General features: G+C 70.2%; 20 protein-coding genes. 10 read left to right on the forward strand and 10 right to left on the reverse strand.

All coding sequences use genetic code 11. From position 1 onward, the window contains the following. Positions 1-26: 26 nt before the first annotated feature. The 4 genes from ACGWYJ_RS02070 to ACGWYJ_RS02085 all read right to left on the reverse strand — a co-directional run bounded on the left by ACGWYJ_RS02070 (position 27) and on the right by ACGWYJ_RS02085 (position 3,203). Positions 27-338, reverse strand: a complete 312-nt coding sequence (locus ACGWYJ_RS02070; protein WP_395103757.1) for a hypothetical protein — start codon at positions 336-338, stop codon at positions 27-29. Between the two features lie 77 nt (positions 339-415). Further along, the gene (locus ACGWYJ_RS02075; protein ID WP_395103758.1) at positions 416-655 is read right to left on the reverse strand and encodes a hypothetical protein; all 240 of its coding nucleotides are present in this window, start codon (positions 653-655) and stop codon (positions 416-418) included. Between the two features lie 96 nt (positions 656-751). After that, positions 752-2,179: a serine/threonine-protein kinase gene (locus ACGWYJ_RS02080; protein ID WP_395103759.1), complete on the reverse strand. Its 1,428-nt coding sequence runs from the start codon at positions 2,177-2,179 to the stop codon at positions 752-754. Between the two features lie 70 nt (positions 2,180-2,249). Next, on the reverse strand, positions 2,250-3,203 hold the full coding sequence (locus tag ACGWYJ_RS02085; RefSeq protein WP_395103760.1) for a GntR family transcriptional regulator: 954 nt from the start codon (positions 3,201-3,203) through the stop codon (positions 2,250-2,252). 108 nt (positions 3,204-3,311) lie between these two features. Here ACGWYJ_RS02085 and ACGWYJ_RS02090 point away from each other — a divergent pair, with 108 nt between their 5' ends. From ACGWYJ_RS02090 to ACGWYJ_RS02115, 6 genes are all read left to right on the forward strand, one after another. Beyond that, the gene (locus tag ACGWYJ_RS02090) at positions 3,312-3,686 is read left to right on the forward strand and encodes a hypothetical protein (RefSeq protein ID WP_395103762.1); all 375 of its coding nucleotides are present in this window, start codon (positions 3,312-3,314) and stop codon (positions 3,684-3,686) included. Beyond that, positions 3,683-5,110, forward strand: a complete 1,428-nt coding sequence (locus ACGWYJ_RS02095) for an FtsK/SpoIIIE domain-containing protein (protein ID WP_395103763.1) — start codon at positions 3,683-3,685, stop codon at positions 5,108-5,110. The genes ACGWYJ_RS02090 and ACGWYJ_RS02095 overlap by 4 nt, the downstream gene beginning before the upstream one ends. 111 nt (positions 5,111-5,221) lie before the next feature. Continuing rightward, positions 5,222-5,518 (forward strand): hypothetical protein, encoded by a 297-nt coding sequence (locus ACGWYJ_RS02100; RefSeq protein WP_395103765.1) that lies wholly within the window; start codon positions 5,222-5,224, stop codon positions 5,516-5,518. 59 nt (positions 5,519-5,577) lie between these two features. Next, the gene (locus ACGWYJ_RS02105; RefSeq protein WP_395103766.1) at positions 5,578-7,095 is read left to right on the forward strand and encodes a replication initiator; all 1,518 of its coding nucleotides are present in this window, start codon (positions 5,578-5,580) and stop codon (positions 7,093-7,095) included. Beyond that, positions 7,088-7,306: a hypothetical protein gene (locus tag ACGWYJ_RS02110; protein ID WP_395103767.1), complete on the forward strand. Its 219-nt coding sequence runs from the start codon at positions 7,088-7,090 to the stop codon at positions 7,304-7,306. The genes ACGWYJ_RS02105 and ACGWYJ_RS02110 overlap by 8 nt, the downstream gene beginning before the upstream one ends. Before the next feature lie 421 nt (positions 7,307-7,727). Continuing rightward, positions 7,728-7,901 (forward strand): hypothetical protein, encoded by a 174-nt coding sequence (locus tag ACGWYJ_RS02115; RefSeq protein WP_395103768.1) that lies wholly within the window; start codon positions 7,728-7,730, stop codon positions 7,899-7,901. A gap of 61 nt (positions 7,902-7,962) precedes the next feature. Here the strand turns inward: ACGWYJ_RS02115 and ACGWYJ_RS02120 are convergent, their stop codons facing one another. Further along, positions 7,963-9,456, reverse strand: coding sequence for a recombinase family protein (locus ACGWYJ_RS02120; protein ID WP_395103769.1), 1,494 nt, complete (start codon positions 9,454-9,456; stop codon positions 7,963-7,965). A gap of 53 nt (positions 9,457-9,509) precedes the next feature. Here ACGWYJ_RS02120 and ACGWYJ_RS02125 point away from each other — a divergent pair, with 53 nt between their 5' ends. Both ACGWYJ_RS02125 and ACGWYJ_RS02130 read left to right on the forward strand, forming a co-directional pair. Next, complete coding sequence (locus ACGWYJ_RS02125; protein ID WP_395103843.1) at positions 9,510-10,223, forward strand: ABC transporter ATP-binding protein; 714 nt, start codon at positions 9,510-9,512, stop codon at positions 10,221-10,223. Then, entirely contained in the window at positions 10,207-12,423 is a 2,217-nt protein-coding gene (locus ACGWYJ_RS02130; protein WP_395103770.1) for an FtsX-like permease family protein, read from the forward strand. Before ACGWYJ_RS02125 ends, ACGWYJ_RS02130 begins: the two co-directional genes overlap by 17 nt. A gap of 54 nt (positions 12,424-12,477) precedes the next feature. Here ACGWYJ_RS02130 and ACGWYJ_RS02135 read toward each other — a convergent pair whose 3' ends face one another. The 3 genes from ACGWYJ_RS02135 to ACGWYJ_RS02145 form a co-directional block, all read right to left on the reverse strand. After that, the gene (locus ACGWYJ_RS02135; RefSeq protein WP_395103771.1) at positions 12,478-12,909 is read right to left on the reverse strand and encodes an SMI1/KNR4 family protein; all 432 of its coding nucleotides are present in this window, start codon (positions 12,907-12,909) and stop codon (positions 12,478-12,480) included. A gap of 1,837 nt (positions 12,910-14,746) precedes the next feature. Further along, positions 14,747-17,059 carry a SpoIIE family protein phosphatase gene (locus tag ACGWYJ_RS02140; RefSeq protein WP_395103772.1) on the reverse strand — a complete coding sequence of 771 codons (2,313 nt, stop codon included), beginning with the start codon at positions 17,057-17,059 and terminating at the stop codon, positions 14,747-14,749. A gap of 97 nt (positions 17,060-17,156) precedes the next feature. Then, positions 17,157-17,846: a sigma factor-like helix-turn-helix DNA-binding protein gene (locus ACGWYJ_RS02145; RefSeq protein WP_395103773.1), complete on the reverse strand. Its 690-nt coding sequence runs from the start codon at positions 17,844-17,846 to the stop codon at positions 17,157-17,159. Between ACGWYJ_RS02145 and ACGWYJ_RS02150 the strand changes: the two genes are divergently transcribed. Continuing rightward, positions 17,821-18,054 (forward strand): MMPL family transporter, encoded by a 234-nt coding sequence (locus ACGWYJ_RS02150; protein ID WP_395103774.1) that lies wholly within the window; start codon positions 17,821-17,823, stop codon positions 18,052-18,054. The genes ACGWYJ_RS02145 and ACGWYJ_RS02150 overlap by 26 nt on opposite strands. A 70-nt stretch (positions 18,055-18,124) precedes the next feature. Here the strand turns inward: ACGWYJ_RS02150 and ACGWYJ_RS02155 are convergent, their stop codons facing one another. Then, positions 18,125-20,377 carry a hypothetical protein gene (locus ACGWYJ_RS02155; RefSeq protein WP_395103775.1) on the reverse strand — a complete coding sequence of 751 codons (2,253 nt, stop codon included), beginning with the start codon at positions 20,375-20,377 and terminating at the stop codon, positions 18,125-18,127. A 37-nt stretch (positions 20,378-20,414) separates the two neighbouring features. Next, positions 20,415-21,044, reverse strand: a complete 630-nt coding sequence (locus ACGWYJ_RS02160; RefSeq protein ID WP_395103776.1) for a hypothetical protein — start codon at positions 21,042-21,044, stop codon at positions 20,415-20,417. A gap of 111 nt (positions 21,045-21,155) precedes the next feature. On the opposite strand from ACGWYJ_RS02160, the gene ACGWYJ_RS02165 reads away from it, so the two are divergent. Then, a complete protein-coding gene (locus ACGWYJ_RS02165; RefSeq protein ID WP_395103777.1) occupies positions 21,156-22,010 on the forward strand; it encodes an SAM-dependent methyltransferase in 855 nt (284 codons plus the stop codon). The last annotated feature ends 18 nt before the right edge of the window (positions 22,011-22,028 follow it).

Raw genomic sequence — 22,028 nt, forward strand, 5'->3', positions numbered from 1 at the left:
ATTGCGGAGTGGCACGGTAAGGCGGTCTACTCCACCCCCAGGGCGTTGGCGATCGCCACGGCAACCACTTCGATGATGTTGGGGACGTAGAAGACCACGCCGATGGCGATCGCGAGAAGGACGAACTGAACGAAGCGGGTGATCTCGCGTGTGAACAGGAAGAAGATCGCGACGATGGACACGATCACCAGGAAGATCGGGCCGAAGATGTCGCGTATCCAGCGGGCAAGGTTCGCCGTGTCGGGCCCGCTTTCGGGTGAGGGTGAGGGTGAGGGGGCAAGCGACAGGATGTCGTGGAACGTGTGCGTGGCGTGTTCCGCGATCACTCGCAGCAGCATAGGCAGTGAGCCCTCTCCGGTTAGCGGCCCATCGGTGTGTGGTGCCGGGGCCATCCTCGCACGAGCGGGGGTGGTGGTCAGGGCTCTATGGAGCCTTGGCGTGCGTTGGCAAGGCGCGTCTCTGGCTTGGAACGGGTGCTGATGATGATGCGTTCGCTGATCGCCAGAATGACGAGACCCGTCGTATAGGCGAACCCGGCGGTGAAGCGGACGGCGAAGTCATCGGCCAGGACGAATGCCAAGATCAAGAGGGGTGTGGCAAGCACCAGGAGGACCCATCGTGTGCGGATCATCGGATCATTGCGTGAGGTTCGCATGTCTCCTCCTTCGTGGGCAAGGTAGGGCTCCCCCGTAAGTGTACGGATCCACCGTGGGGACGTGGGGTGGGTGAGTCAAGCCGAAACGGAAGGAATCTATTGAGATTTGGTGAGCGTTCCTGATGAGCGGAACTGTGCGGTGGTTGATTCATAGGAGAGAGCGTCGTGAGATCGATATTTGAGCGTCAGACGCCACCTAGAAAAGCAATCTATTCCGACACCGCCGGTTTGTCTGGCCGTGAGGGTGAGTTGTGCATTGGTGGCGTCAATGAGTTCCAAGGAAGCCTCACAGTCGAGGTCCGGAAATTGGGCCTTGCCGACCGTTTCACCGAAGCGGCCTCCTTCGATGGTGAAGATAGCGAGGGAGGTTCTACTTCGCGTGGTGCGGCGGACGATTGTGCCGGTCCATCGGCCGAGGAAGTGAGGGGAGATATCGCTGGGGATGGATGGAGGTGGGGAAGATCTCATATCAGGGGCGGGTGTTGCACTAGTTGACGTAGAGGTTGGGGACGAAGTAGGCGGGATGGTTGGAGGGCCTGACGATGGTGACAAGGTTCCGGTGTTGGCCCGGCTGGAATTACTGTCTAAGACGGCGGCTGTAATAGGAACGGTGACGATGACGGCCGCTATCACGGCGATGATCGTGAGAATGGGGAAAAGAGCCCTGATGTGCTGGCGTGGCTCGCCTGTGGTCCCTGCGGTGCCGAACTGAGGCGGGGGGCTTGGGGTGGAGGGGGGTGGTTGGCTGGTGCGGCCGGTGAGGCGGTCGAGCAGCTCGGCGACGGTGGGGCGTGCTCCGGGATGCTTGCTGAGGGCTCGTGTCACGAGATCGCGTAGCTCGTGATCGAAAGTTTCTAGGCGTGGAGTGTCATGGACGGTGCCGGAAAAGGGGTCGTGTCCGGTTGCGGCGAATGCGACGACGCAGGCCCATGAGAATACGTCGGTTGCCGGAGTGATGGGGCCGCCGTGGATGTGTTCGGGGGCTTGGTAGGCGGGGGTGCCGAGGTATTGGCCGGCGCGTGTGAGGTTGTCGCGGGTGGCTGCTTTGGCGATGCCAAAGTCAATGACGCGGGGCCCTACGCCGGAAAGGATGACGTTGGACGGTTTGAGGTCCCGGTGGACAATGCCCGCGTCGTGGATGGCGGCTAGGGCGGTGGCGACGCCAACGGCTAAGGCGGTGAGGTCTGAACCGTTCAGGGGCCCGGTGTCAGCTATTGCTTCTTCGAGGGTAGGGCCAGCGATGTATTCAGTGACGACATAGAGCGGATGGCCGTTGAGTGCGGCGTCTAGGACGGGCGCCGTGCAGAATGGGCGGACTTTGCGAGCGGCTTCGACTTCGTGGCGGAACCTGTCGCGGAAATGCTGGTCGTTGGCAAGGTCGGGGTTGATGACCTTGATTGCGACCTGTTTTCCGTGTTCGGCCTCGGCCAAGTAGACGATGCCCATCCCGCCTCGGCCGAGTCGGCCGGTGATGCGGTAGCGGCCGAGACTGCGGGGGTCAGTGCTGTGCAACGGCTCTGTCATGCGCGGCTCCCGAAGATCGGCCGGGTAGACAACGAGAGCCTAACGCGGAGATCTGCGCTCAGGGCGGGCTTTAGGTGACAGAGTGGCTTTCTGCGGACAACTGGGTGCTGTCAGCAGGCCAGACGCTGATGGCATGGCTGATGGGCTTGCCCTCAGCGTAAAAGGTGGTCGCTCGGATGAGGACGATGTCGGCGGTGCTGAGGTTGAGGGCGTGGGCTTCGTAGGGGTCGGGCCGGCGGGCGCGGATGTGGCTACTTGCTGTGGTGACAGAGTGCGCCGTGTGGGTCGAGAGCGCTTGGGGCCAGGTGGCGGTTATGGGCTCGGGCTTGGCAAGCGGGCCATCTCCGGGGAGGTCGGGGGGAAGGTAGGCCGCCCACAGCTCGACGGGAATTCGGCCGGTGGAATCGGTGAGCACGTGACGGCGTACGAGGACGGGGGCGCCGGGACCGGGGAGGGTAAGGGCGTGGGCGACCTCAGAGGGGGCGGGCTCCGGCTGGACGCTGACATTCGTGACAGTGGTCAGGATCGGAGCGATGCCGCCAGCGAGCGGGACGGTATGCGCGGGTCGCGGTAGCGCGGCTGGACGATCCTGCGCGTCGTGGGCGTGGGATGCGGGCAGGTGCGGTTGCGGGTCAACGATGGTGGCCCCTTGAGCGCCCCTGAGGTTGTCGGCGGTTCGGTACTGCTGGGCCTGTGGTCCTGCGGTGGCAATGTAGCCGCGTGTGCCCTGCGAGCGGGCCCATCCGGCGTCGGCCAGCTCGGAAAGGACTTTGCGGCTGGTGGTGGATGACACCCCCCAGCGTTGTTGTATCTGGGCGTTGGAGGGGAGCAAGGAGCCGGGCGGGTATGTCCCGCCAAGGATCTCCCTCACGATCTCATCGCGGATGATCTCCCAGCGGTGCGGGGGGTCGGTGTTGGGTGCGCCGTGATCCGGCGGCGGCCCGGGTGTCTGGCCCAATGTGGCCACCTCCTCGTCTTGGTGATCGTCGGTTGAGCTGCGGCTTTGCGTGTCGGTCCTCACCATAGCGTGCATAACTTGGCATGCCTAGGTTTGCGCATAGTCGTTGCGTGGCACATCTTGGTGTGCATAGTTCGATGCATTGCACGCAAAACTTCCTCGGAGGTGTGTGGCGTGGACTTCAAGATCAACACCGACGGCATGCTGTGGGTGGTGGCGGACACCCCCAATCAGCGCGTGGATTTCGAGAGCAAGGCGCCGAAGCTGACCAGCGAGGGTCAACCGATGTGGCAGGTCCGGCTGCTGGGGATGGACGGTGCGGGCTCGGCGCCGATCCGGGTCAGCGTGGTGGGTGACCCTGGGTTGTCACAGGGCCAATTCGTGACGCCGCGCAATCTCGTCCTTCACGTGGTCGAGCGCAAGGGCGACGCGGTGCTGTGGTGGACGGCGGACCGGTTGGACGTCACGGGGTTCCCGGATGGTGCGAACGGGGGCTCCGCGAGCGAGGGCACGACGGCGGGGCGGCGGGGCAAGGGCGGTGAGCAGTGAACGGCGGCGGGTCGCGTCGTTACAGCGGGGTTCAGGCACCCGGCAGGGTGGGGCTGCCGCCGATTCTGCAACGTCCGGATCTGCCGGTGCGGGCGCGGCTCACCGTTGGCTCTTCGGTGATGCTGTGGGTGGTTCGCCCGTCGTGGCTGTGGCGGCGCGAGGTGTGCGCGGTGGGCGTGCTGGTGGGCCTGGCAGTGTACGGCTGGCTGGTCGTGGGCTGGGTCGGTGCGGTCGTGTCGCCGGTACCCCTGGTCGTGGCGACAGCGGCCCTGCCCTGGTCACGGCGCTGGGCGGTGCACACCTTGCGGCGGGCGCGGCTGCGTCGCGAGTGGGATCGGGCGTGCCGGTTCGCGGGGCTGAGCACCGTTAACGACCGGATTCCGAGGATCCGGGAAGAACGGTGGGTGCCTGCGGGTGATCGGCTGCTTGTGCGGGTACCGCGTGGGGCGACGGTGGATGAGCTGGGTGAACAGGCCGAACGGGTGGCGGCCGTGCTGCGGGTGCGTGAGGTACGGGTGGCGCGGGATGCCCAAAGGGCTGATATCGCGCATGTGGATATCGTGCGTCGTGATCCGTTCGGCGGCGCGGGGATCCCGGAGATGGCGGGCCGGATTCCGTGGCCGTGGGTGCTGTACGGGCAAGCCTCGTTGTGGGATCCGATCCCGGTGGCGGTGGATGACATGGGGGATCCGGTCACGATGCGGCTGCCGGGCCGAAACGTTGTAGTGGCGGGCGAGCCTGAGGCGGGTAAGTCGGCGGCGCTGTCGCTGGTGCTGGCGGCGGCGGCACTGGACCCGTACGTGAAGGTCTGCGGCCTGGACGCGAAGCGGCTGGAACTGGCGTTGTGGAAGCCGGTCATGGACCGGGTGGTGGGCCCGGACATGGATGAGGCCATTGACCTGATGGAAGACCTCATCCGGATCATGGACGACCGGTATGAACTGCTGGAAGCGGCGGGGCGGCGGTCGTGGGGCCCATCTGATGGGCCGCTGTACCTGATCCCGATTGATGAACTCCGGTTCTACACGGCCAATCCGAACCGGTCGGCGCGGGTGAAGTTCAACGAACTGGCGATCGACCTGACGGCACGGGGCCGCGCGGCCGGGATGATCAAGGCGGCTGCCACACAGAAACCGTCGTCGGATGTGGTGCCGACGAGCTATCGCGACCTGTTCGCCTACCGGTGGGCGATGCGGTGCACGACGCGCGACGCCTCCGACACGATCCTAGGGGCGGGCTGGGCAACGCAGGGATTTAGCGCGGCCGAGATCGACGTGAACACGCGCGGTGTGGGCCTGTTGCTGGCAGAGGCCGGTTTCCCCCGGCTGTGCAAGTCGTACTACCTCGAAGATCACGACATTAGGGCGATCGCCGCGCGTGGTGCCGCGCTGCGGCGTCTGGTGGCGGGCGAGACCTCGATCTGAGGCCGTCCTCCCTCCTCCCCCCTCAAATTTCGGGCTCCGCGTGCCGGGGCTGGGCGGCAGCGTGCCGTCACGCGGACCCGTTCCCTCCTCTTCGCGATGGGAGCGAATGACATGGCGACGATTCCCGGGGCTCTGAATCCGGAGGTGTGCCCGTGCGCGGCTGCGGCGGATGGGCGGGTGTACCCGGTGGAGCGGGCGGCGCGGGCGTGGGATGAGCGGTTCTCGTCCGGGCTGGTGCGTGAGGTCGGTGAAGTCCTGGCGGCGTACGGATACCCGGTGATCGAGGACGACTGTCCGGACTTCTATGCGCTGATGTGGTGCTTGTGGCGCTTCTGCTACGGGCACGCAGGTCACCCGCCCGCAGGGGGCGGGACGGCGGCGGGCTCGGACCGTGAGGGGGGCCGGTGAACATGAGCAGCCGGCGAGATGGTCACAGGCCACCCCGTAGGGGCGAAGGTCAGGGAGTCTTGCCGTCTGCGGCAGGGGCGCGGGCGGTCGGTCCGGGCGGCGGGGTGCGTGGGGGCGTGCTGGCGGGGATGCTGGCGCGGGTTGGTGATGCTGCGGGCTGGCGGGCGTGGTCGGGCCAGGTGGCCCACACGGGGCACTGCCAGCGTCCGGTACGGGTACGTGGTGGCGCGGCTGCCGTAGACCCTGCTACGGGTGAGGTGCTGGCGGAGTACTCCACCGATGACAAGCCCGATGGGGCGTTGCTGCTGGCGTGCGGGGACCGGCGGACGGCGGTGTGTCCGGCGTGCGCGGAGGTGTACCGGCGCGACACCTGGCATTTGATCGCGGCGGGGTTGCAGGGGCGGACTGCGGTTCTGGAGGGGGGCGGCGACGGGGTACCCGAATCGGTGGCGGGTCACCCGGTGGCGCTGGCAACGTTCACCGCCCCCAGCTTCGGGCCGGTGCACCGGGTGAACACGGCCGGGCCGTGCCGTGCGGCCGTGGCGGGTGCGGTGTGCGTGCACGGAACGGCGCTGTCGTGCGGGGAGCGGCATGGCGATGGTGACCGGGTGGTGGGGTGGCCGTTGTGCTGGGAGTGCTACGACTACGACGGTCACGCGCTGTGGCATGGGGCGGTGCCGGAGTTGTGGCGGCGCACGGTGATCTACATGTATCGGGCGCTGGCCCGGCTGGGCTCGGATGCCACGGGGCGGCCGATCACGGTGCGGGAGATTCGGGGTTTGGTGCGGGTCTCGTATGTGAAGGTGGCCGAGTACCAGCGGCGGGCGGCGGTGCACCTGCACGCAATCATCCGGCTGGACGGGATAGATCCGACCGACCCTGAGCGGGTGGTGGCTCCGCCTGGGTGGGCGTCGTTGGCGGTGCTGGAAGCGGCGATCCGGGATGCGGCGGGGCGGGTGTCGGTGGCGCTGCCCGAGGTGGATTGGCGGCTGCGTACGGCGCGGTGGGGCGGTCAGTTGGACGTGTCGGCGGTGTCTGATCCGGCGCGGGCGGCGGCGTATCTGGCCAAGTACGCGACCAAGACGGCCGGTGATGTGCTGGGAGGGTTGCCGCCGCGACGGTTCGGGCTGGGCGAGCTGGCGCGAATCCGTAAGCGGGTGGACAACGCGCACGTGATGATGCTGGTTTCCGCGTGCTGGCGGCTGTCGGCCCTGCCCTCCTGTGAGGCGTTCCGGTTCGCGGACTACCCGCACACGCTGGGCTACCGGGGGCACTTCGCCACGCGGTCGCGGTGGTACTCGGTCACGCGCGGGACGCTGCGGGCGGTGCGCCGAGCATGGCGGATGGCCCAGCGCGGGGGCGATGACCCGTGGGCGCGTGCACGGGCCGATGCGGTGACGGGCCAGAGCGGCGGGGACGGGCCGGTTCTGGTCCGGGAGTGGCGGTACCTGGGCACCGGTTGGGCTCGGCCTGGTGACGCGGAGCTGGCGGCAACGCTCGCGCGAGATCACGCGGCCGTCCGGGAGTGGGGCGATATCGCAACGATCAGTGCGGCCGGAGGTGACGGCGATGTTTGAACTGCTGGCGTTCCTACTGTCGGTGTGGCTCCTAGGCCACCTGATCAGGTTGCCGGGCCTGAGCTGGCGCCGGGACCGGATCACGATCCGTTTCCGGGTTCCGCTGCGGCACAGGTTCCCCCGTGTGTGGTCGGCGATGTGGGCCTTCGGGCTGCTGGTGGTGCTTCCGGTGTTCCTGCTGGGCTCGTCCTGCGGGTGGTGGGGCCTGTGACCAGGCCAGAAGGCGGCACCGGGGGCCCGGTACCGGGCGCCAGTCGGTACGGCGCACGACCGGACACAGACGAGCGGGAGGGAGCGGGCGATGCGTACGCGGCGGACGGGCGCGCGTAGGGCACTGTGGGTGATGCGGCTTTGGGCCGTGTGGGTGGTGGCTCGCATATGGCTGTCACGGCACCCGGACATGGTCTCGCTGCTGCTGCCATGCGTTATGGCCGTCTGGGTGGCGGCCCGGTGGTGACTGAGGTTACCCGCTGTCTAGCCGGGTCTGCGGGACGGCGCGACGGTGGCATGGACGGTCCCGCACATGAAAATGAGGGCCGCTTGCGGCTCCTCTCAAGGGTGGCGGGTGGGGGTTTGTGGGATGGCCACGACGAACCGGTGTGGATCTTGATCGCCTTGGGTGAACGGGGCTGGTGGACGTGGTGGATTCTGAGCGTGAACACGAAGATCAGGACAACGGTTGTGAAAGCGGGTCTGCGGGCGTTGATACGCTGGCTGACCAGGTGCGGCGCGTGGTGGATGACCTGGGCCCGTTGACCGATGAACAACGCGCGGTGCTGGGTCTGCTCCTCGGGCGTGACCAGTAACCAACTCTGCGGCCCCGCCGGATGTGCAAGTGTCCGGCGGGGCCGTGGGCTGGATGGGGGGCTATGCGGCCTGGGTGTCCGGCGACGGCGTGGGGGTCGGTCGGCCAAAAGTCACTCGGGCGCTCGCGGGAACGTTGCGGCGGCCGGAGCCCACGGGCTGAATCGTGATCGTCATCAGCGCTCGCAGGGCGGCACGCTTCTCCCCCAGCGTGAACCCGTCCCAAACGCGCGCAACATCGTCGGCGTTGATCAGCGGGACCAGCGGGGATGTATCGGTGGCGGCGGCAATCTGCTCCTCAACCTTGGCGATCTTGGCGCGGCGCTGCTCGGTCTGCCGGATGGCCTGGGCGCGGGTGATCCGATCGGCCTCGCGGTCGTCGGCGATCTCCTGCAACCGCTGGTGATGGACGGCCAATTGCGCGTTCAGCTCCGCGAGAGTGGGGCCGCTGCTGGGCTTGCTGATCAGTTCGGCTGCGTCGGCACGGGAAAGCCGCTCGATCACCACAAGCCGCACGTAGGCGTCAATGTCGCCGGCAGCGATCCGCACATGGCCCTTGCCGCGTTCCTGACACCGGTAGGTCGGGTACCGGTTGTTGCCTGTGGCATTGCTGCCGCGCATCACGCCTCCGCACGGGCACCGGTAGATGCCGCTGCCCAACCATGCGGGGGCGGGACCGGGGGTGGTCGTGCGGTTGGGATCGGTCAGCTTGGCGACCACTGCGCGCCAGGTGTCCGGGCTGATGATCGGATCCCACGGCGCAACCCCCACAATCTCGTCATCGCCGTACACGCCACGTGGGCGTTTGCTCGTGCTGTTCTTAGGGCGGTGTGCCATCAAGGCGGCGTTACGCGGACGCAACAGGACCGCGCGAACGGTAGAGGTCTGCCAGCGTCGGCCATCGGTAGTCGGCACCTCCCGCGCCCGAAGATCAGCGGCGATCGAGTGCAGCCCTACACCGGAAAGGAAGGCGTGCGCCATACGTGCGATCTCGCGTGCCTCGTCCGCGATGACGGTCACGCCGTCAGCCTCGAAGCCGTAAGGGCGCTTGCCTCCGCCGTACTTGCCTTGGCGGGCCTGGCGCTCCCTTGCGAGGCTGACACGCTCGGCGCGGTGTTCGGACTCGTAACGGGCGATCGCGCACAACTGCCGCGCGACCATACGCCCGGTTGGGGTGGCTAGATCGACCGGACCCGCCTTCACGGTCTCGGTAAGGATCCCGCGCGGCTCCACAACCTTGATGTAGTCCTCAAGCTCGGTGTTGGACCGGTGAAGGCGGTCGGTGTGCCATGCAAGAACGCGCTCGGCCTTGCCCGCAGACAGCGCCCTGAGCATCCGCCGATAGTCGGGGCGGGGCTTACCGGTATAGGCGGACATGTCGTTGTCGACGTACACGGCAATCACGGTGTACCCCAGTCGCTCGGCCAGTTCGCGGCACTGGCGTTCCTGTTCGGCCACACCTAGCCCCGCTCCGGCCTTGTCCCGCGAGATACGGACGTAGATCACTGCGCGCGTGTCCATCCCATCGCCCTTGGCTCCGTCGTCTTCCCTGGTCATACCTCTATTCTTCCCGCAATAAGTGTCAATATCCCAAGTTCGGGAAGTCGACGCTGCTGCACTGCCTGGCCGGGATCCTCACCCCCGACTCCGGTGTGGTGACCTTCGACGGCCAGCGCATCGACTCGCTGGGCGACCGCCGCCGCAGCCGCCTGCGCAGGATGGTCTTCGGGTTCGTGTTCCAGTTCGGCCAGCTGGTGCCGGAGCTGCCGGTGGTCGAGAACATCGCGCTGCCGCTGCTGCTGGGCGGCCATGGCCGCCGCGCCTCGCTCGCCGCCGCCCGCGACTGGCTGCCCCGGCTGGGCCTGGACGGGCTGGACGACCGGCTGCCCGGCGAGCTGTCCGGCGGCCAGGGGCAGCGGGTCGCGGTCGCGCGGGCCCTGATCGCGGGTCCCCGGGTGGTGTTCGCCGACGAGCCGACCGGCGCTTTGGACTCGGTCGCGGCCGACCACGTCATGGACCTCCTGACGGACGAGGTCAAGGCGCAGGGCGGCTGCATGGTGATCGTGACCCACGAGCCGCGGGTGGCCGCCTACGCCGACCGGACCGTCATCGTCCGGGACGGCGTCGTCGTCGACCCGGAGGCAGGAGACACGGAGGCGGACGACGGGGGCGAGGCGGGTCCGGGGGCGCCCGTCGCGGCGATCTCGACGCTCCGGTCCCTCGGGTGGTCGGCGCGCGACGTCCTGGACGGGCCCCCGCCGCGCGTGCCCAGCCCGGAGAAACAACCGCCTGAGCAGGGAGCCCCCGATGAAGAACCCGGTTAGGTCGGATGTCAACGCGGGCGCCGTCACCGCTCTGCTCGGCTTCAGGCTGGCGCTCGCGGGGGGACGCGAGGGACTGGCCCGGATCGTCCTGACCGGGCTCGGTGTCGCGCTCGGGGTCGCCTTCGTCCTGTCGGCCCTGGCCGGCGGGTCCGCGTTGCAGGGACGGGCGGAGCGGTCGGCGTGGCAGAACACCCTGGACGCTTCGCAGTCCGGCGTGCCCACGAGGGTCGAGGCGGCGCCCGACCCGGCGCTGTGGCTCGCGGTGAGCGACCACTACGCGGGCAGGCCGGTGCACCGGGTCCATGTCGCCGCGCTCGGTCCGCGGCCTCCCGTCCCGCCCGGTCTCGACCGGCTGCCGGGGCCCGGTGAGGTGGCCGTCTCGCCGGAGCTGCGGCGGCTGCTGGCGGTCACACCGTCCGACCGGCTGGGCGACCGTTTCCCCGGCCGCGTCACCATGACGATCGGCTCGGAGGGGCTGCGGCATCCGGACCATCTGGTGGCGGTGGTGGGCCACACCCCGGAGGAACTGCGCCGGTGGGGCGCGGACGAGGAGGTGCGCGGGATCGCCACCCGGTCCCTGGACCTGTTCCCCCTTCTCCGGATCGCCCTGTTCGCCGGCGCGATCGTGCTGCTGTTCCCCATCATGGTCTTCATCGTCATGGTGACCATGATCGCCGCGGCCCGGCGGGAGCAGCGGCTCGCCGCGATGCGCATGGTGGGGGCGACCAAGCTGCAGATCGCCGCGATCGCCGCGGCCGAGTCCCTGCTCGGGGCCGCGGCGGGCGCCGTGGCGGGGCTGCTGGCCTTCCTGGCGTTGCGGCCCGCGCTCGCCTCCATCCGTTACGGGGACTACCAGGGCGGACGCTTCTTCGTCGAGGACCTGACCGTGCCGGCGCAGCAGATCGCCGCCGTCATGGCCGCGGTGCCGGCGCTGGCGGTGTGCACCGCCGTGTTCGCGTCCCATCGGGCGCGGATCACCCCGCTCGGCGTCGGCGCGGGGCGGCGCGTCCCCGGTCCGCCGCCGGGCGCGTGGCGGGTGCTGCCCGCCCTGGGAGGCGTCGCCGTGCTCAGCGTGATCGCCGTCGCGCTGCGCAACGACCCCGATGTCGCCCGGCGAACGTGGGTCGGCCCGGCCGCCAACCTCGCCCTGCTCTGCACCCTGGCGGGCGCCGCCATCAGCGGTCCGTGGGTCTGCTACGTGGCCGGTCGCGCGATGGCCCGGTACGGCCGGAAGGTCACCACCCTGATGGCGGCGCGGCGGATCGTGTCCGCCCCGCGCGCCACTTACCGTGCGGTCGGCGGGGTCGCGCTGGCCGTGTACATCGCCACCCTCTTCGCCGGCACGGTGGGCATCGCCGCCACCGGCACTCCCGGTGAGCGCCTGGGGTTCGACGGACGGCAGCGCCCCGGGGTGGTGGAGATCTACGCCGGTGGGGAGCCGGAGACCACGCTGGCGCCGCTGATGTCCGACGGGGTGGTCGTGGCGCGGCGCGGGCCCGGCCGCCGGGTCTCCGTGGCGTGCACCGAACTGGCCCGCGTCGTGGACGTGCGCTGCCCGTACCCGAAGAATCTGCTGGAGACCCGCTTCCCCGACTCCTCCGCCATGGGCCTGTGGGCCACCGGCGGTGACGTGGTCGAGCCCGGCCCTGGCGCGGCGGCCCTGCCGGTGCACGCCCTGTACGTGCCGACCGACGGCAGTGAGGCGGCCGTGGAGCGCCTCCGTACCCGCGTCGCGACGCTGATGCCGCGTGCGATCGTCAGCACGCGGGACGACGACTTCCGTCAGCAGTCCGACCTGTCCGGGCTGTTCGGCGACGTCAGCGCCGGAATGCGCATGGTGATGCTGTTCGTCGTCCTGGTCGCGGGCTGCAGCCTGACGATCTCCGTGATCAACGGGCTGATCGAGCGGCGCCGTCCCTTCGCGTTCCTGCGCGCTTCCGGGGTACGGATCGGCGAGCTGCGCCGCGTCACGCTGCTGGAGACGGCGGTGCCGATGGTGCTCACGGTGGCGCTCGGCGGCCTGCTGGGGTCGGTGCCGGTGCTCGCGACCGCCGTCGCCACGGGCATGCCGTACGCGGGGCCAGGACTGGACTTCGCCGCGCACCTGGCGGGCGTGGTGCTGGTCTCCCTGGCCATCACGACCCTGGCCTTCCCGTTGATGAAGGCCGCCACCCGTTACGACGCCATCCGTTTCGAGTGAGCACGCCACCATGCCGGTACGGGCGGACCCGGCGCTCCGTCCGCCCGTACCGGCTCACAGCCGGATCCGGCCGGTCAGCCAGGACTCGATGAACTGCTCCAGGGACGGCGCGACGCAACGGCGGTTGTCGGTCCGGTGATCCCAGACGAAGATGTCCGGGCGTCCCTCGGGGACGAGCGCGTAGGCGAACAGGTTGCCGTCGGCCGGCACGTCCGAGAAGAACAACAGCTGGTCGAACGACATGTAGAGCCGTTTCAGCGCGGGGTAGGTGCGCATCTCCAGGTTGCCCTGAAGGAGCTGCTCGGCGGAGAACACCAGGTTGTAGCCGTTGGCGTCGACCACGCCGTCGGTCTCACCGAGCAGCTTGACGAGGTCCTCGGGCAGCAGGTGTCCCAGCGTCTCCTCGGTCCGGCGCAACGCCTCTTCCGTGGCCGGAGGGGCGAACCGTGCCTGGGAGGTGTGTTCTTCGATCAGCTCGCGCCACATTGCCGAATCATGACGAAGCCGCGCGCCCGCCGTCCAGTCGGCCCCCCTCGCTGATTCGGGTTGCCTTTCGGGGCGCGGGCGCAGGAACCTTGCACCGCACGCTTCCGCCTTGCCCGCGTTCGACCCCGACCCCCCCGGGAGCCGATCATGGTCCCTTCGTCCCCCGTGCCCATGGCGCCGTCGCCCTGGCCATCCCAGCGGCCGGACCAGAGCGGCCCGCTGCGGACCGTGCTCGGACTCGCGCTGCTCGGACCGGCCGCGCTGGTCGCGCTGATCTCCCTGGTCGTGCCCACCATCCAGACGATCCGGTTCAGCTTCCAGCGGGGCGTATCGGTCTTACCGATCCGCGGCGGGCGCGGGCTCGGGGCCGAGTTCGTCGGCGCCGACAACTACCTCGACGTGCTGGGCACCGGCGGTTTCTGGACGTCGCTGGGGTTCACCCTCTCGCTGGCCGCCCTTCCGCTTCTCTCGGCGGTCGTCGTCGCCCCGCTGCTCGCCTGGGTCCTGGACACGGCCGGGCCGTCGCCGCGGCGCGTGGGCCGGCTGCTGATGTCGGTGCCGTTGGTGCTGTTCGCCCCGGTCGCCTTCGCCGCGGCCTGGCTGACCGGGATGCGTGACGGAGGGCTGGAGACGGCGTTCGGCGAGCTGGGCAGCCCGAACTCGGCACGGGTCGCGGTGGTCGTGATCAGCGGGCTGACGACGTTCGGCTCGGTGTGCGGGCTCGCCCTGCTCGGCTATCTGGCGGTGCTGCGCGACCGCGGAAAGGGACGGCGGGTGCTGCCCGCGGCGCTCGCGGTCGGAGGTATCGCCGCCCTGGCCACGTTCGCGGTGAGCTTGCAGGCGTTCTCCCTCGTCTACACCATGACCCGTGGCGGACCGGCCAGGGCGACCGAGACGCTGTCCCTTTTCCAGTTCAGGCACTCGTTCATGGCCTTCGACGTGGGCCACGGCGCGGCCGTCGCCACGATGACCGGGCTGCTCCTCGGGGTCCTGGGGATCGCGGCCACGGTCATCGCGATCACCGCCGCGCTGCGCATCGACCTCGCTCCGTCCGAGCGCGCCACCGCCGGCGCGGACCGCCCGGGGAGCCCGGTCGCCGTCCTGGGCGCCGGGGCGGCGCTGGCCGTGGTCATCGCCATCGTCGTGATCGGCGCGTGGCCATGGCTGTCGGCGTTGGTCTCCTCGGCTGACCCGCGCGTGCCCGGACCCGGGTCCCAGGCCGACATGCGAACGTACGTGAACACGTGGGTGCCGCCGTTGACGAGCGCGCTCGTCTCGGTCGGCGCCGCGTTCCTGGCCGCGCTGGGCATCGGCGGGCTGCGGCCGATGGGCCGGCACAGCGAGTGGCTGCTGCTGCCGTTCGCGCCGTGGCTCTTCGTCGGCATCGGTCCGCTCAGCGTCGCCTACTGGGACAACGCCAGGAGCCTCGACCTGGCCGGTTCGTTCGCCGGTCTGGTGCCGCCGATGCTGATCAGCGTTCCCGCGCTGGTCGTGCTGACGCTGTTCTGCCGCGGCCGGGCACTTCTGTGGCAGGCGCGGGTCGCGGCCGGTGCCTCGGCGGCGGCCGAGTTCCTGCGCGTCGTCGTCCTGCCCGCGCTTCCCCTGGCCGCCTTCCTCGGCGGAGCCACCGTCCTGGTCAACGCGCAGGGCCTGCTGTGGCCGCTGCTGATCGCCACCGGGCCCGACGACGCGACGGCGCCGGTCGCGCTGGTCCGGAGCCTGTTCCAGTTCAGGGGGGCCGACATCGAGGTGGGGTACGTGACCCCGTTGATCGTGGTCGTCGTCGCGCTGCTCGCCCTGGCCGCGCTGCAGATCCTCTACCTGGACCGGCTCACGATCACCGTCGGCCGTCCCGCCCCTGCCGCGGATCCGGGTCCGCACCCGGGGGTGGTCCCGCCGCCGGCTCCACAGTCGAGTCCGCAGGTCCCTCCGCAGGTCCCGCCGTCGGCCGCTCCGCAGGACGGTCCGAAGGCCGCTCCGCGAGACGACGATCCTCGGGACGACTCCGAGGACGATCCGGAGGACTAGGGAGCGTCCGGGCCACGAGAAGGGCGACGTCGTCTTCCGCCTTGTCGGGGATCATCGTCTCGATGACTCTGTCGCAGACGCCCTCCAGCGGTGGCTCGGCGTTCGCGAGGGCGGCGCCGAGCCGGTCGATCCCCGCCTCGATGTCGGCGTGGCGCGTCTCGACCAGGCCATCGGTGTAGAGGACGATCAGGCTGCCTTCGGCGAGCTCCAGCTGGACGGACTCGAACGAGCCCATCCCCACGCCGATCGGTGTGCCGGGCGGCGGGCGGAGGAAGCCGACCTCGCCGCCGGGGTCGACGATCGCGGGGGGCGGGTGACCGGCCGTCGCCATGGTGCACAGCCGGGTGTCGGCGTCGTACACCAGGTACAGGCAGGTGGCCCCGATGGAGTCGAAGATCCCGCGGTCGCCGTTCCCGGCCTCGCCGGAGTCGCCGACCTCCCCTCGGCTGATCAGGTCGTCGAGGCCGGCGAGCAGCCGGTCCGGCGGCAGGCCCATGTACGCGAGGGTGCGCACGGCGGTGCGCATGCGTCCCATCATGGCCGCGGCGCTGATGCCGTGTCCGGTCACGTCGCCGACGACCAGGGCGATCCGTCCGGGACCCAGCGGGATGGTGTCGTACCAGTCACCGCCGATCGTGTCGCGGTAGCCGGAGGGCAGGTAGCGCGAGGCCACCTCGACGGCGCCCCCGCCGGTCAGGCGGCGCGGCAGGAGGTCGCGTTGCAACAGGAGGGCGGCCGTGCGCTCGCGGGTGTACTGCCGCGCGCTGTCGAGGCTCAACGCGGCGCGCGCGCTGAGCTCCTCGGCGAAGCGCAGGTCGTCCTTGGTGAAGGGTGCGGGGTTGGTGGTACGGATGAACTGGGCGATGCCGAGGATGTCGCCGCGCGCCTGCAACGGGACGATGATCAGCGAGTGCATGCCGGACTCGCGGATGACTTTGGCGCGGTCGGGATCCGCGGCGAGCCAGCCGTCCTGCGAGGTGTCGATCACGGGCTCGAAGTGGGGGCGGCCCGTGGACAGCACCTCGGTGAAGGGCGAGGACGGCGCCATGTGCACCGGCTCACCCCGGCGCCACTGCGTTCTGGGCGCCCTCTCGTCGGCGGACGCCAGGCCCGCACGGTGGAACACGGGGGCGCCCGCTTGCGTGGACGCCAGCCGGTCCAGGAGCCTGGGGCCCGCGAGAACGGTCTCGGCGAGGTCGACCGCGACGAAGTCGGCGAAGTACGGCACGGCCAGCTCCGCCATCTCCTGCGCCGTCTTGGTGACCTCCAGCGTGCTGCCGATGCGGACGCTGGCCTCGCCGAGCAGGGACAGCCGGTCGCGGGTACGGGCGTGAGAGATGTCCACGGTCACGGTGGACGCGCCCAGCGGCCGGCCGTCCGGGCCGTTGAGGCGGTAGATGAAGATGGAGAAGACGCGCTCCTCGCCTCCGCCCGGCGGGGTCAGGCGCAGCTCCCGCTCGATCTGGGGGGCGCCGTCGGTGAGGACCCGGCGCACGGCCTGCTCAAGGGCCTGGCTTTCCGGCCCGAGCAGCGGCTCGGTCAGGGAACGCCCGACGCGGAGGTGGGGGAGGACCGGCTCCAGGCTCTCCGCCGCCCGGTTGAGCCAGACGCATCGGAGCTCGCAGTCCCAGATCGCCTCGGCGACGGGCGTCTGGAGGCTGAGCGCGTTCGGCGGCGTCGGCGCCAGGCGCGAGGCGGTGGTGGGCTCGTCCGCGAGCCCCTTGCCGGGGTCCCGGACGACCGGTCTCATCGTCACGAGCCAGCGGCGGCCGGGGGCGCCCGGCATGACCAGCGGGGCCCGGTCCGAGTGCAGGAGGACCCTGTGCCCCTCGCGGTGGCGGGCCTCCACGAGCCCTGCCCAGTACGCCGTGCCGCCGTCCCGCTCCTGCGGGGTCGGTACGAGGACATCAGGCGTGAAGACGGGACCGCCGTCCTCGCCTCGGAGGTCGGTCCCGTGGTAGCCGAGCAGGTCCTCGACCGTGTTCGTCCAGCCGGCCACGGTACCTTCGGCATCGACCACGACGGCCGCCGCCGGTGCCGGAGGGACGTGGTCGTATTGGCGCGTGGTCGCCGCACGCTCAGGGTCGTCTGCCTTGGCCTCGCCGCCTTCGGATGGTTCCATCCCTTCCAGGCTAGGAGCCGGTACTTCCGGGATGGCCCCTGGCGAGGAGTTATCTCGACCAAGAGGGACCAATGCCCGCCCGGAAGGGGCGGCCGGCTCAGCTCAGGTCCGGGACGGCCGCGAGCTTGTCCGGGTTGCGGATGGAGTCGATCGCGGTGATCAATCCGCCGTCCACGGTGAAGGCCATGACGGACAGCACGCCCTCGTCGCCCCGGATCACCAGCCCGGGAACGCCGTTGACGTCCGTCGTCAGGATGTGCGCCAGGCCCGCGACCTGGGCCCGGGCATGCGACAGGAGCATGGGGGCCACCCGTTCCGCCCGCCGTTCGATGTGCCGCAACGTGGCGACCTTGCCGCCGCCGTCGCCGCGCAGCACGACGTCGGGGTCGAGCAGCGCGATGAGCACCGGCAGGTCGCCGTCCAGGCAGGCGGCGGTGAACGCCTCGACGAGCTTGCGTTGCTCGTCCTTGGTCGCGGGCGTCCGCGGGCGCCCGTCCTCGACCCGCCGCCGCGCGCGCGAGGCGAGCTGGCGCACCGCCGCCGGCGAACGGCCGACGACCTCGGCGATCTCGGCGAAGGAGACGGCGAAGACGTCGTGCAGCACGAAGGCGGTGCGCTCGGCCGGGGAGAGCCGCTCCAGGACGACGAGCAGCGCCATGCTCACCGACTCGTCCAGCGTGACCTGGTCGGCAGGGTCGTGGAAGCGGTCCGGGGACGACCCGTCCCACGCGGTACGGGAGGGGCTGGCCCACACCGGCTCGGTGATCACCGCCGCGGGCGCCATCATGATCATGATCTTCGGCGCGTTCATGCTCAGCCCGGACCGGATGCTCCAGCAGGCCGGCTTCGGCATGGCGGTGGCCATCTTCGTGGACGCGGTCGTCATCCGCTGCCTCATCGTCCCGGCGGCCATGGAACTGATGGGCCGCCGCGCCTGGTGGCTGCCCGCCCCGCCGGCCAGGCTCCTCCCCAGCGTGCGGCTGGAGCGGTATTGAGCGAGGCGGCGCGACCGCGTACAGGCCGTCGTCCACGCCTACCGCGGGGGTCTGGTGACCTGAGACGGCCCTACGGGGAGTAGGGCGAGGTCAGTTCGGTGAGGGTCCCCTCGCTCGGCAGGTGACCGTCCCAGAGCCGTGCCATCCTCTCCGCGGTCTGCCTGGTGACGAGCGGGCCCGGGGACGGGTCGTCGCGGGTCGAACGGTCCCAGCGAGCCAGGGAGTCGGCGTACCAGATGCTGATGTCACCCCTGGAGATGGTGATCTCCCGGACGTGACCGGACGGCCGGAGGCCGGAGGCGTGGTAGCGGAAGGCATCGGGCGGGGGCGCGGACACGAGCCGGCCCCTCCATTCCGCCACGAGGGTGACCTCGCCGTCCTCGTCGTCGTCCTCGTCAATGAGGCGTTGGCGGTGCCAGGTCAGGTCTTCGGCCGCCACTCCCATCCGGTCCAACTGCTCCAAGACGGCGGCGGCGTCCAGGGGACGCTCCCCGAGCACGATCGCCTGCAACTCCGGCTCGGTCCGGCTGGTCAGGCGGCACTTCGCCCAATAGCGGGCACCGTAGACCCGCCGGAGGAACGGCGAGTATTCCGCGCACCGCAGGCTTTCCAGGGCCTGGGCCGCGGCGCGGCCCAGGTGCCCGTCGTCCGAGGGGACGGTGGTCCCGAGGGCGCGTGCCAGGCGTTCGGCCTGCTCCCGGGTGACCAGGAAGCGGCTCTCGCCGTTGGCCAGATGAGGGAACCTGGGGTCCTCCCCATGGGCCCACCAGGAACGGGGCAGGTCGGCGGTCCACAGGAGCGGGCGCCAGCGCCCGTCATCGAAGTCGCCGCCGACATGGACGGGCGGGTCGGCGAGGCGCCGTTCGAGATACCGGATCTCGTCGTAGCGGGTGCCGTCGCAGACCGCCGTCACCGGGTCGTCCCAGCACCGCGGGGTGACGGCCGTATCGACCATCCACTCGCCCGGTGGCCAGTCGCCGGGCCGGACGGCGGTGACCGGCACGCCCAGCTCCTCCAGCGCGCGAGCGACCGCGGGCGGGGTGAACGGCTCGTCGCCGAACAGCAGCACCGCGAACGCCGCCCAATCCGCCCACCCCGTCCACGCCTCCCAGCTCGGGCGCGGCGACAGCCGTACGGTCGTGCAGTAACGCGCGCCGATCGCCTCCCGGAAGCGCGGGCCCAGTTCCCGGCCTCGCCTCAACCGTGTCGGCGGGGACGCCGGATCCGGTTCTCCCGGCCGGTATTCGCCGCCCAGGGCGACGAGCGTGTCCTCGTCCGGAAGGTCGAGGTCCAGGGCGCGCGCGAACCGCTCGGCCTGCTCGCGGCCGACGAGAAGCAGCTCGCTGTCATCGTCGTTCACGTCGTCCAGGTGGTGCGGCGCGTATCCCGCGCCGGGGATGCGCCCCGACCAGCGCTCCCAGCGGCCGGTGCGCCGGCTGAAGTACAGGTGGGCCTGGCCGAGGCTCAGGGTGAGCCACCGGATCGTGTCCGCCCTGTCGTCCTTGCCGCGCCGGACGCGATAGCGAAGCCGGCCCCGCGGCGGCGGGGCGGCCAGGGTCGCGACCCATCGGTCGGGATTCCACGTGCGGCTCTTCCACTCGACCGTGAGCGGTTCGAGGTCGAGCGCCCGCAGCCGCGCCGTCACGATCTCCGGTGTCAGCGGCTCATCGGCCTGGATCAGCACGTGGTCGTCGGGGCTCTCCCGGCGGCCGATGCGCAGCTCGCAGATCGACCAGTAACGCGCGCCCATCGCGGCCCGGTCCTTCGGCGCGTACTCCGCCGCCTTGAGCAGGCCCGGGCCGACGTCGTCCGCGTCGGCGGGAGCGGCGGCCAGGTCGTGGACCTCGTCCGGTGACGGCAGCGTCGTCTGGAACACCCGCGCCCACCGCTCCGCCTGCTCCGGCGTCACCCGCAGGTGGAGGGTGAGCCAGCCGGGGGCGCGGCGCCACCACCTGCGCCTCCAGCGGCCGTGGCTGTCCGGCCCGACGCCGATCAGCGGCCACCGCTCGCCGGGGATGACAAGGCTGTGCGCCTGGTCCGGTCTCCCGCTGGGGCACCACACTTCGTAGACCGGCGCGTCCCCGTCCTGCCATGGAACCTGGTCGTCCTGGAGGTCGGCCTGCCAATCCATCGGGTAGTCGCCCGCCTTCACGGCGGCGATCCGCAGCCCGAGCCGGGTGAGCGCCGCCGCCACGACCGGGGCGGTGAACGGCTCGTCCCCCTCAAGCAGAAAATCCTGTCCACCGACGCGGCAGGTGGCGCAGTAACGAGCACCCAGGACGGTCTGAAGCGGCGGGGGATATTCACGGAAGCGAGCCAGCACGGTCCCAATCTATGTAAGGAGACGTGACAGGTGGCCGCTAAGCGTTGACGGTGCGCTCGACATAGGGACGCAAGGCGGCCCGCAGTTCCTTCGTGTCGGGTTCCTGGAAAATGGATCCGCCGGAGCCCTTGGTGTAAGTCGATGGGCATGCCGTACCGCCCGCCACCTGGAGCAGGCCGACCGGCTTGGCGGTCTTGGCCTCGTACAGCCGGACGACGTACCGGGCCTTCAACAGCGCGACTTTCGTCGCCCCCTCGGGATCGGCCCGTACGTTCAAGGATCGGCCTGTGTACAGGCAGTCGCGGACTTTCTCGCTCTTGCCCACGCTCTCCTGATAAACGCAGGCCACCAGCCGGGGCTTGGGCCCATCGGCGGTCGTGCCGGCATTCCACTGCTCCGGCAGTTCCGCGCGACCGTCGGGAGCGGAACTCCAGTCGACGGCGATCCGGTGCGGACCGGCGCCGCGATACGGTTCCGCCTCGTCCCTGTAACCGGTGTCGGACCGCGCCGCTCCCGTGGGACCGTCCGGGCAGAACTCGGAGGTCGGCCGGGGTGCCGCGGGCGGCTCGTCCAGCATGGCCGCCACCTGGACACCGCCGAGAATTGCGGCGATTCCGACGCCCAGGGCGATGAACGACCACCGATCCGATGTGCGCACGACGCTCATTCGTATCAACCGGCACCGTGCCGCGCATCCCCAGGTCCGAAATGACGCACGAAACGCGGACATTGGTTACTCTCGCCACGACGGGCGTGGGCGAGCGAAAGGCGCAGGGGCATGACTGATCTCGACGACGGCCGGCCGGAGGCCGCTTCGCCGGGCGACCAGGCCGGCACGGACGTGGACCTCGGCACCGACAGGGCGCACGGCGCGCGGATCTACGACTACATCCTGGGCGGCAAGGACAACTACGAGGCGGACCGCGCCGCCGCGGAGGCCACGTTGCAGGTGTGGCCGGCGCTGCGCATCCATATGCGGGCCAACCGCGCGTTCATGCATCGCGTGGCCCGTTACCTGGCGGCCGAGAAGGGCATCCGCCAGTTCCTGGACATCGGCACCGGGATCCCCACCTCGCCCAACTTCCATGAGGTGGTCCAGGAGGTCGCGCCCGATTCCCGGGTGGTGTACGTCGACAACGACCCGATCGTGCTCGTCCATGCCGAGGCGCTGATGACCAGCACCCCGGAGGGCAAGACCGCCTACATCGAGGCGGACATGCGGGAGCCGGAGAAGATCCTGTCCGCTCCGGCGCTGCTGGACACGCTCGACCTGAAGCGGCCCATCGGCCTGACGCTGATCGCCATGGTGCACTTCATCGAGGACGACGACGAGGCGTACCGGGTGGTCGAGCGGATCGTGGACACCCTCCCGTCGGGCAGCTACTTCGCCGCCGCCATCGCCACCGACGACTTCGCGCCCGAAGAGCTGGCCCGCGTGCAGGAGGTCTACCACGCGCACGGAGAGACCCTGAAGTTCCGGACCCATGAGCAGGCCGTGAAGTTCTTCGACGGCCTGGAGCTGGAGGAGCCCGGGGTGGTGCAGATCCACAAGTGGCACCCCGACCCGGTCGAGGTCGGCACCGTCGACGATCGCGACATCGCCATGTACGGCGGCATCGCGCGCAAACCCTGACGGTGATGCCCGCCCGGC

The organism is Actinomadura sp. SCN-SB (assembly GCF_043906805.1).
Lineage (GTDB): Bacteria > Actinomycetota > Actinomycetes > Streptosporangiales > Streptosporangiaceae > Spirillospora.

Excerpts from the sequence above, each read along its gene's own strand:
- ACGWYJ_RS02140 (WP_395103772.1), bottom strand. The coding sequence starts at position 17,059 with ATGGAACCATCCGAAGGCGGCGAGGCCAAGGCAGACGACCCTGAGCGT.
- ACGWYJ_RS02120 (WP_395103769.1), bottom strand. The coding sequence starts at position 9,456 with ATGACCAGGGAAGACGACGGAGCCAAGGGCGATGGGATGGACACGCGC.
- ACGWYJ_RS02075 (WP_395103758.1), bottom strand. The coding sequence starts at position 655 with ATGCGAACCTCACGCAATGATCCGATGATCCGCACACGATGGGTCCTC.
- ACGWYJ_RS02160 (WP_395103776.1), bottom strand. The coding sequence starts at position 21,044 with ATGAGCGTCGTGCGCACATCGGATCGGTGGTCGTTCATCGCCCTGGGC.
- ACGWYJ_RS02070 (WP_395103757.1), bottom strand. The coding sequence starts at position 338 with ATGCTGCTGCGAGTGATCGCGGAACACGCCACGCACACGTTCCACGAC.
- ACGWYJ_RS02145 (WP_395103773.1), bottom strand. The coding sequence starts at position 17,846 with ATGATGGCGCCCGCGGCGGTGATCACCGAGCCGGTGTGGGCCAGCCCC.
- ACGWYJ_RS02080 (WP_395103759.1), bottom strand. The coding sequence starts at position 2,179 with ATGACAGAGCCGTTGCACAGCACTGACCCCCGCAGTCTCGGCCGCTAC.
- ACGWYJ_RS02135 (WP_395103771.1), bottom strand. The coding sequence starts at position 12,909 with ATGTGGCGCGAGCTGATCGAAGAACACACCTCCCAGGCACGGTTCGCC.
- ACGWYJ_RS02165 (WP_395103777.1), top strand. The coding sequence starts at position 21,156 with ATGACTGATCTCGACGACGGCCGGCCGGAGGCCGCTTCGCCGGGCGAC.
- ACGWYJ_RS02130 (WP_395103770.1), top strand. The coding sequence starts at position 10,207 with ATGAAGAACCCGGTTAGGTCGGATGTCAACGCGGGCGCCGTCACCGCT.
- ACGWYJ_RS02085 (WP_395103760.1), bottom strand. The coding sequence starts at position 3,203 with ATGGTGAGGACCGACACGCAAAGCCGCAGCTCAACCGACGATCACCAA.
- ACGWYJ_RS02100 (WP_395103765.1), top strand. The coding sequence starts at position 5,222 with ATGGCGACGATTCCCGGGGCTCTGAATCCGGAGGTGTGCCCGTGCGCG.
- ACGWYJ_RS02110 (WP_395103767.1), top strand. The coding sequence starts at position 7,088 with ATGTTTGAACTGCTGGCGTTCCTACTGTCGGTGTGGCTCCTAGGCCAC.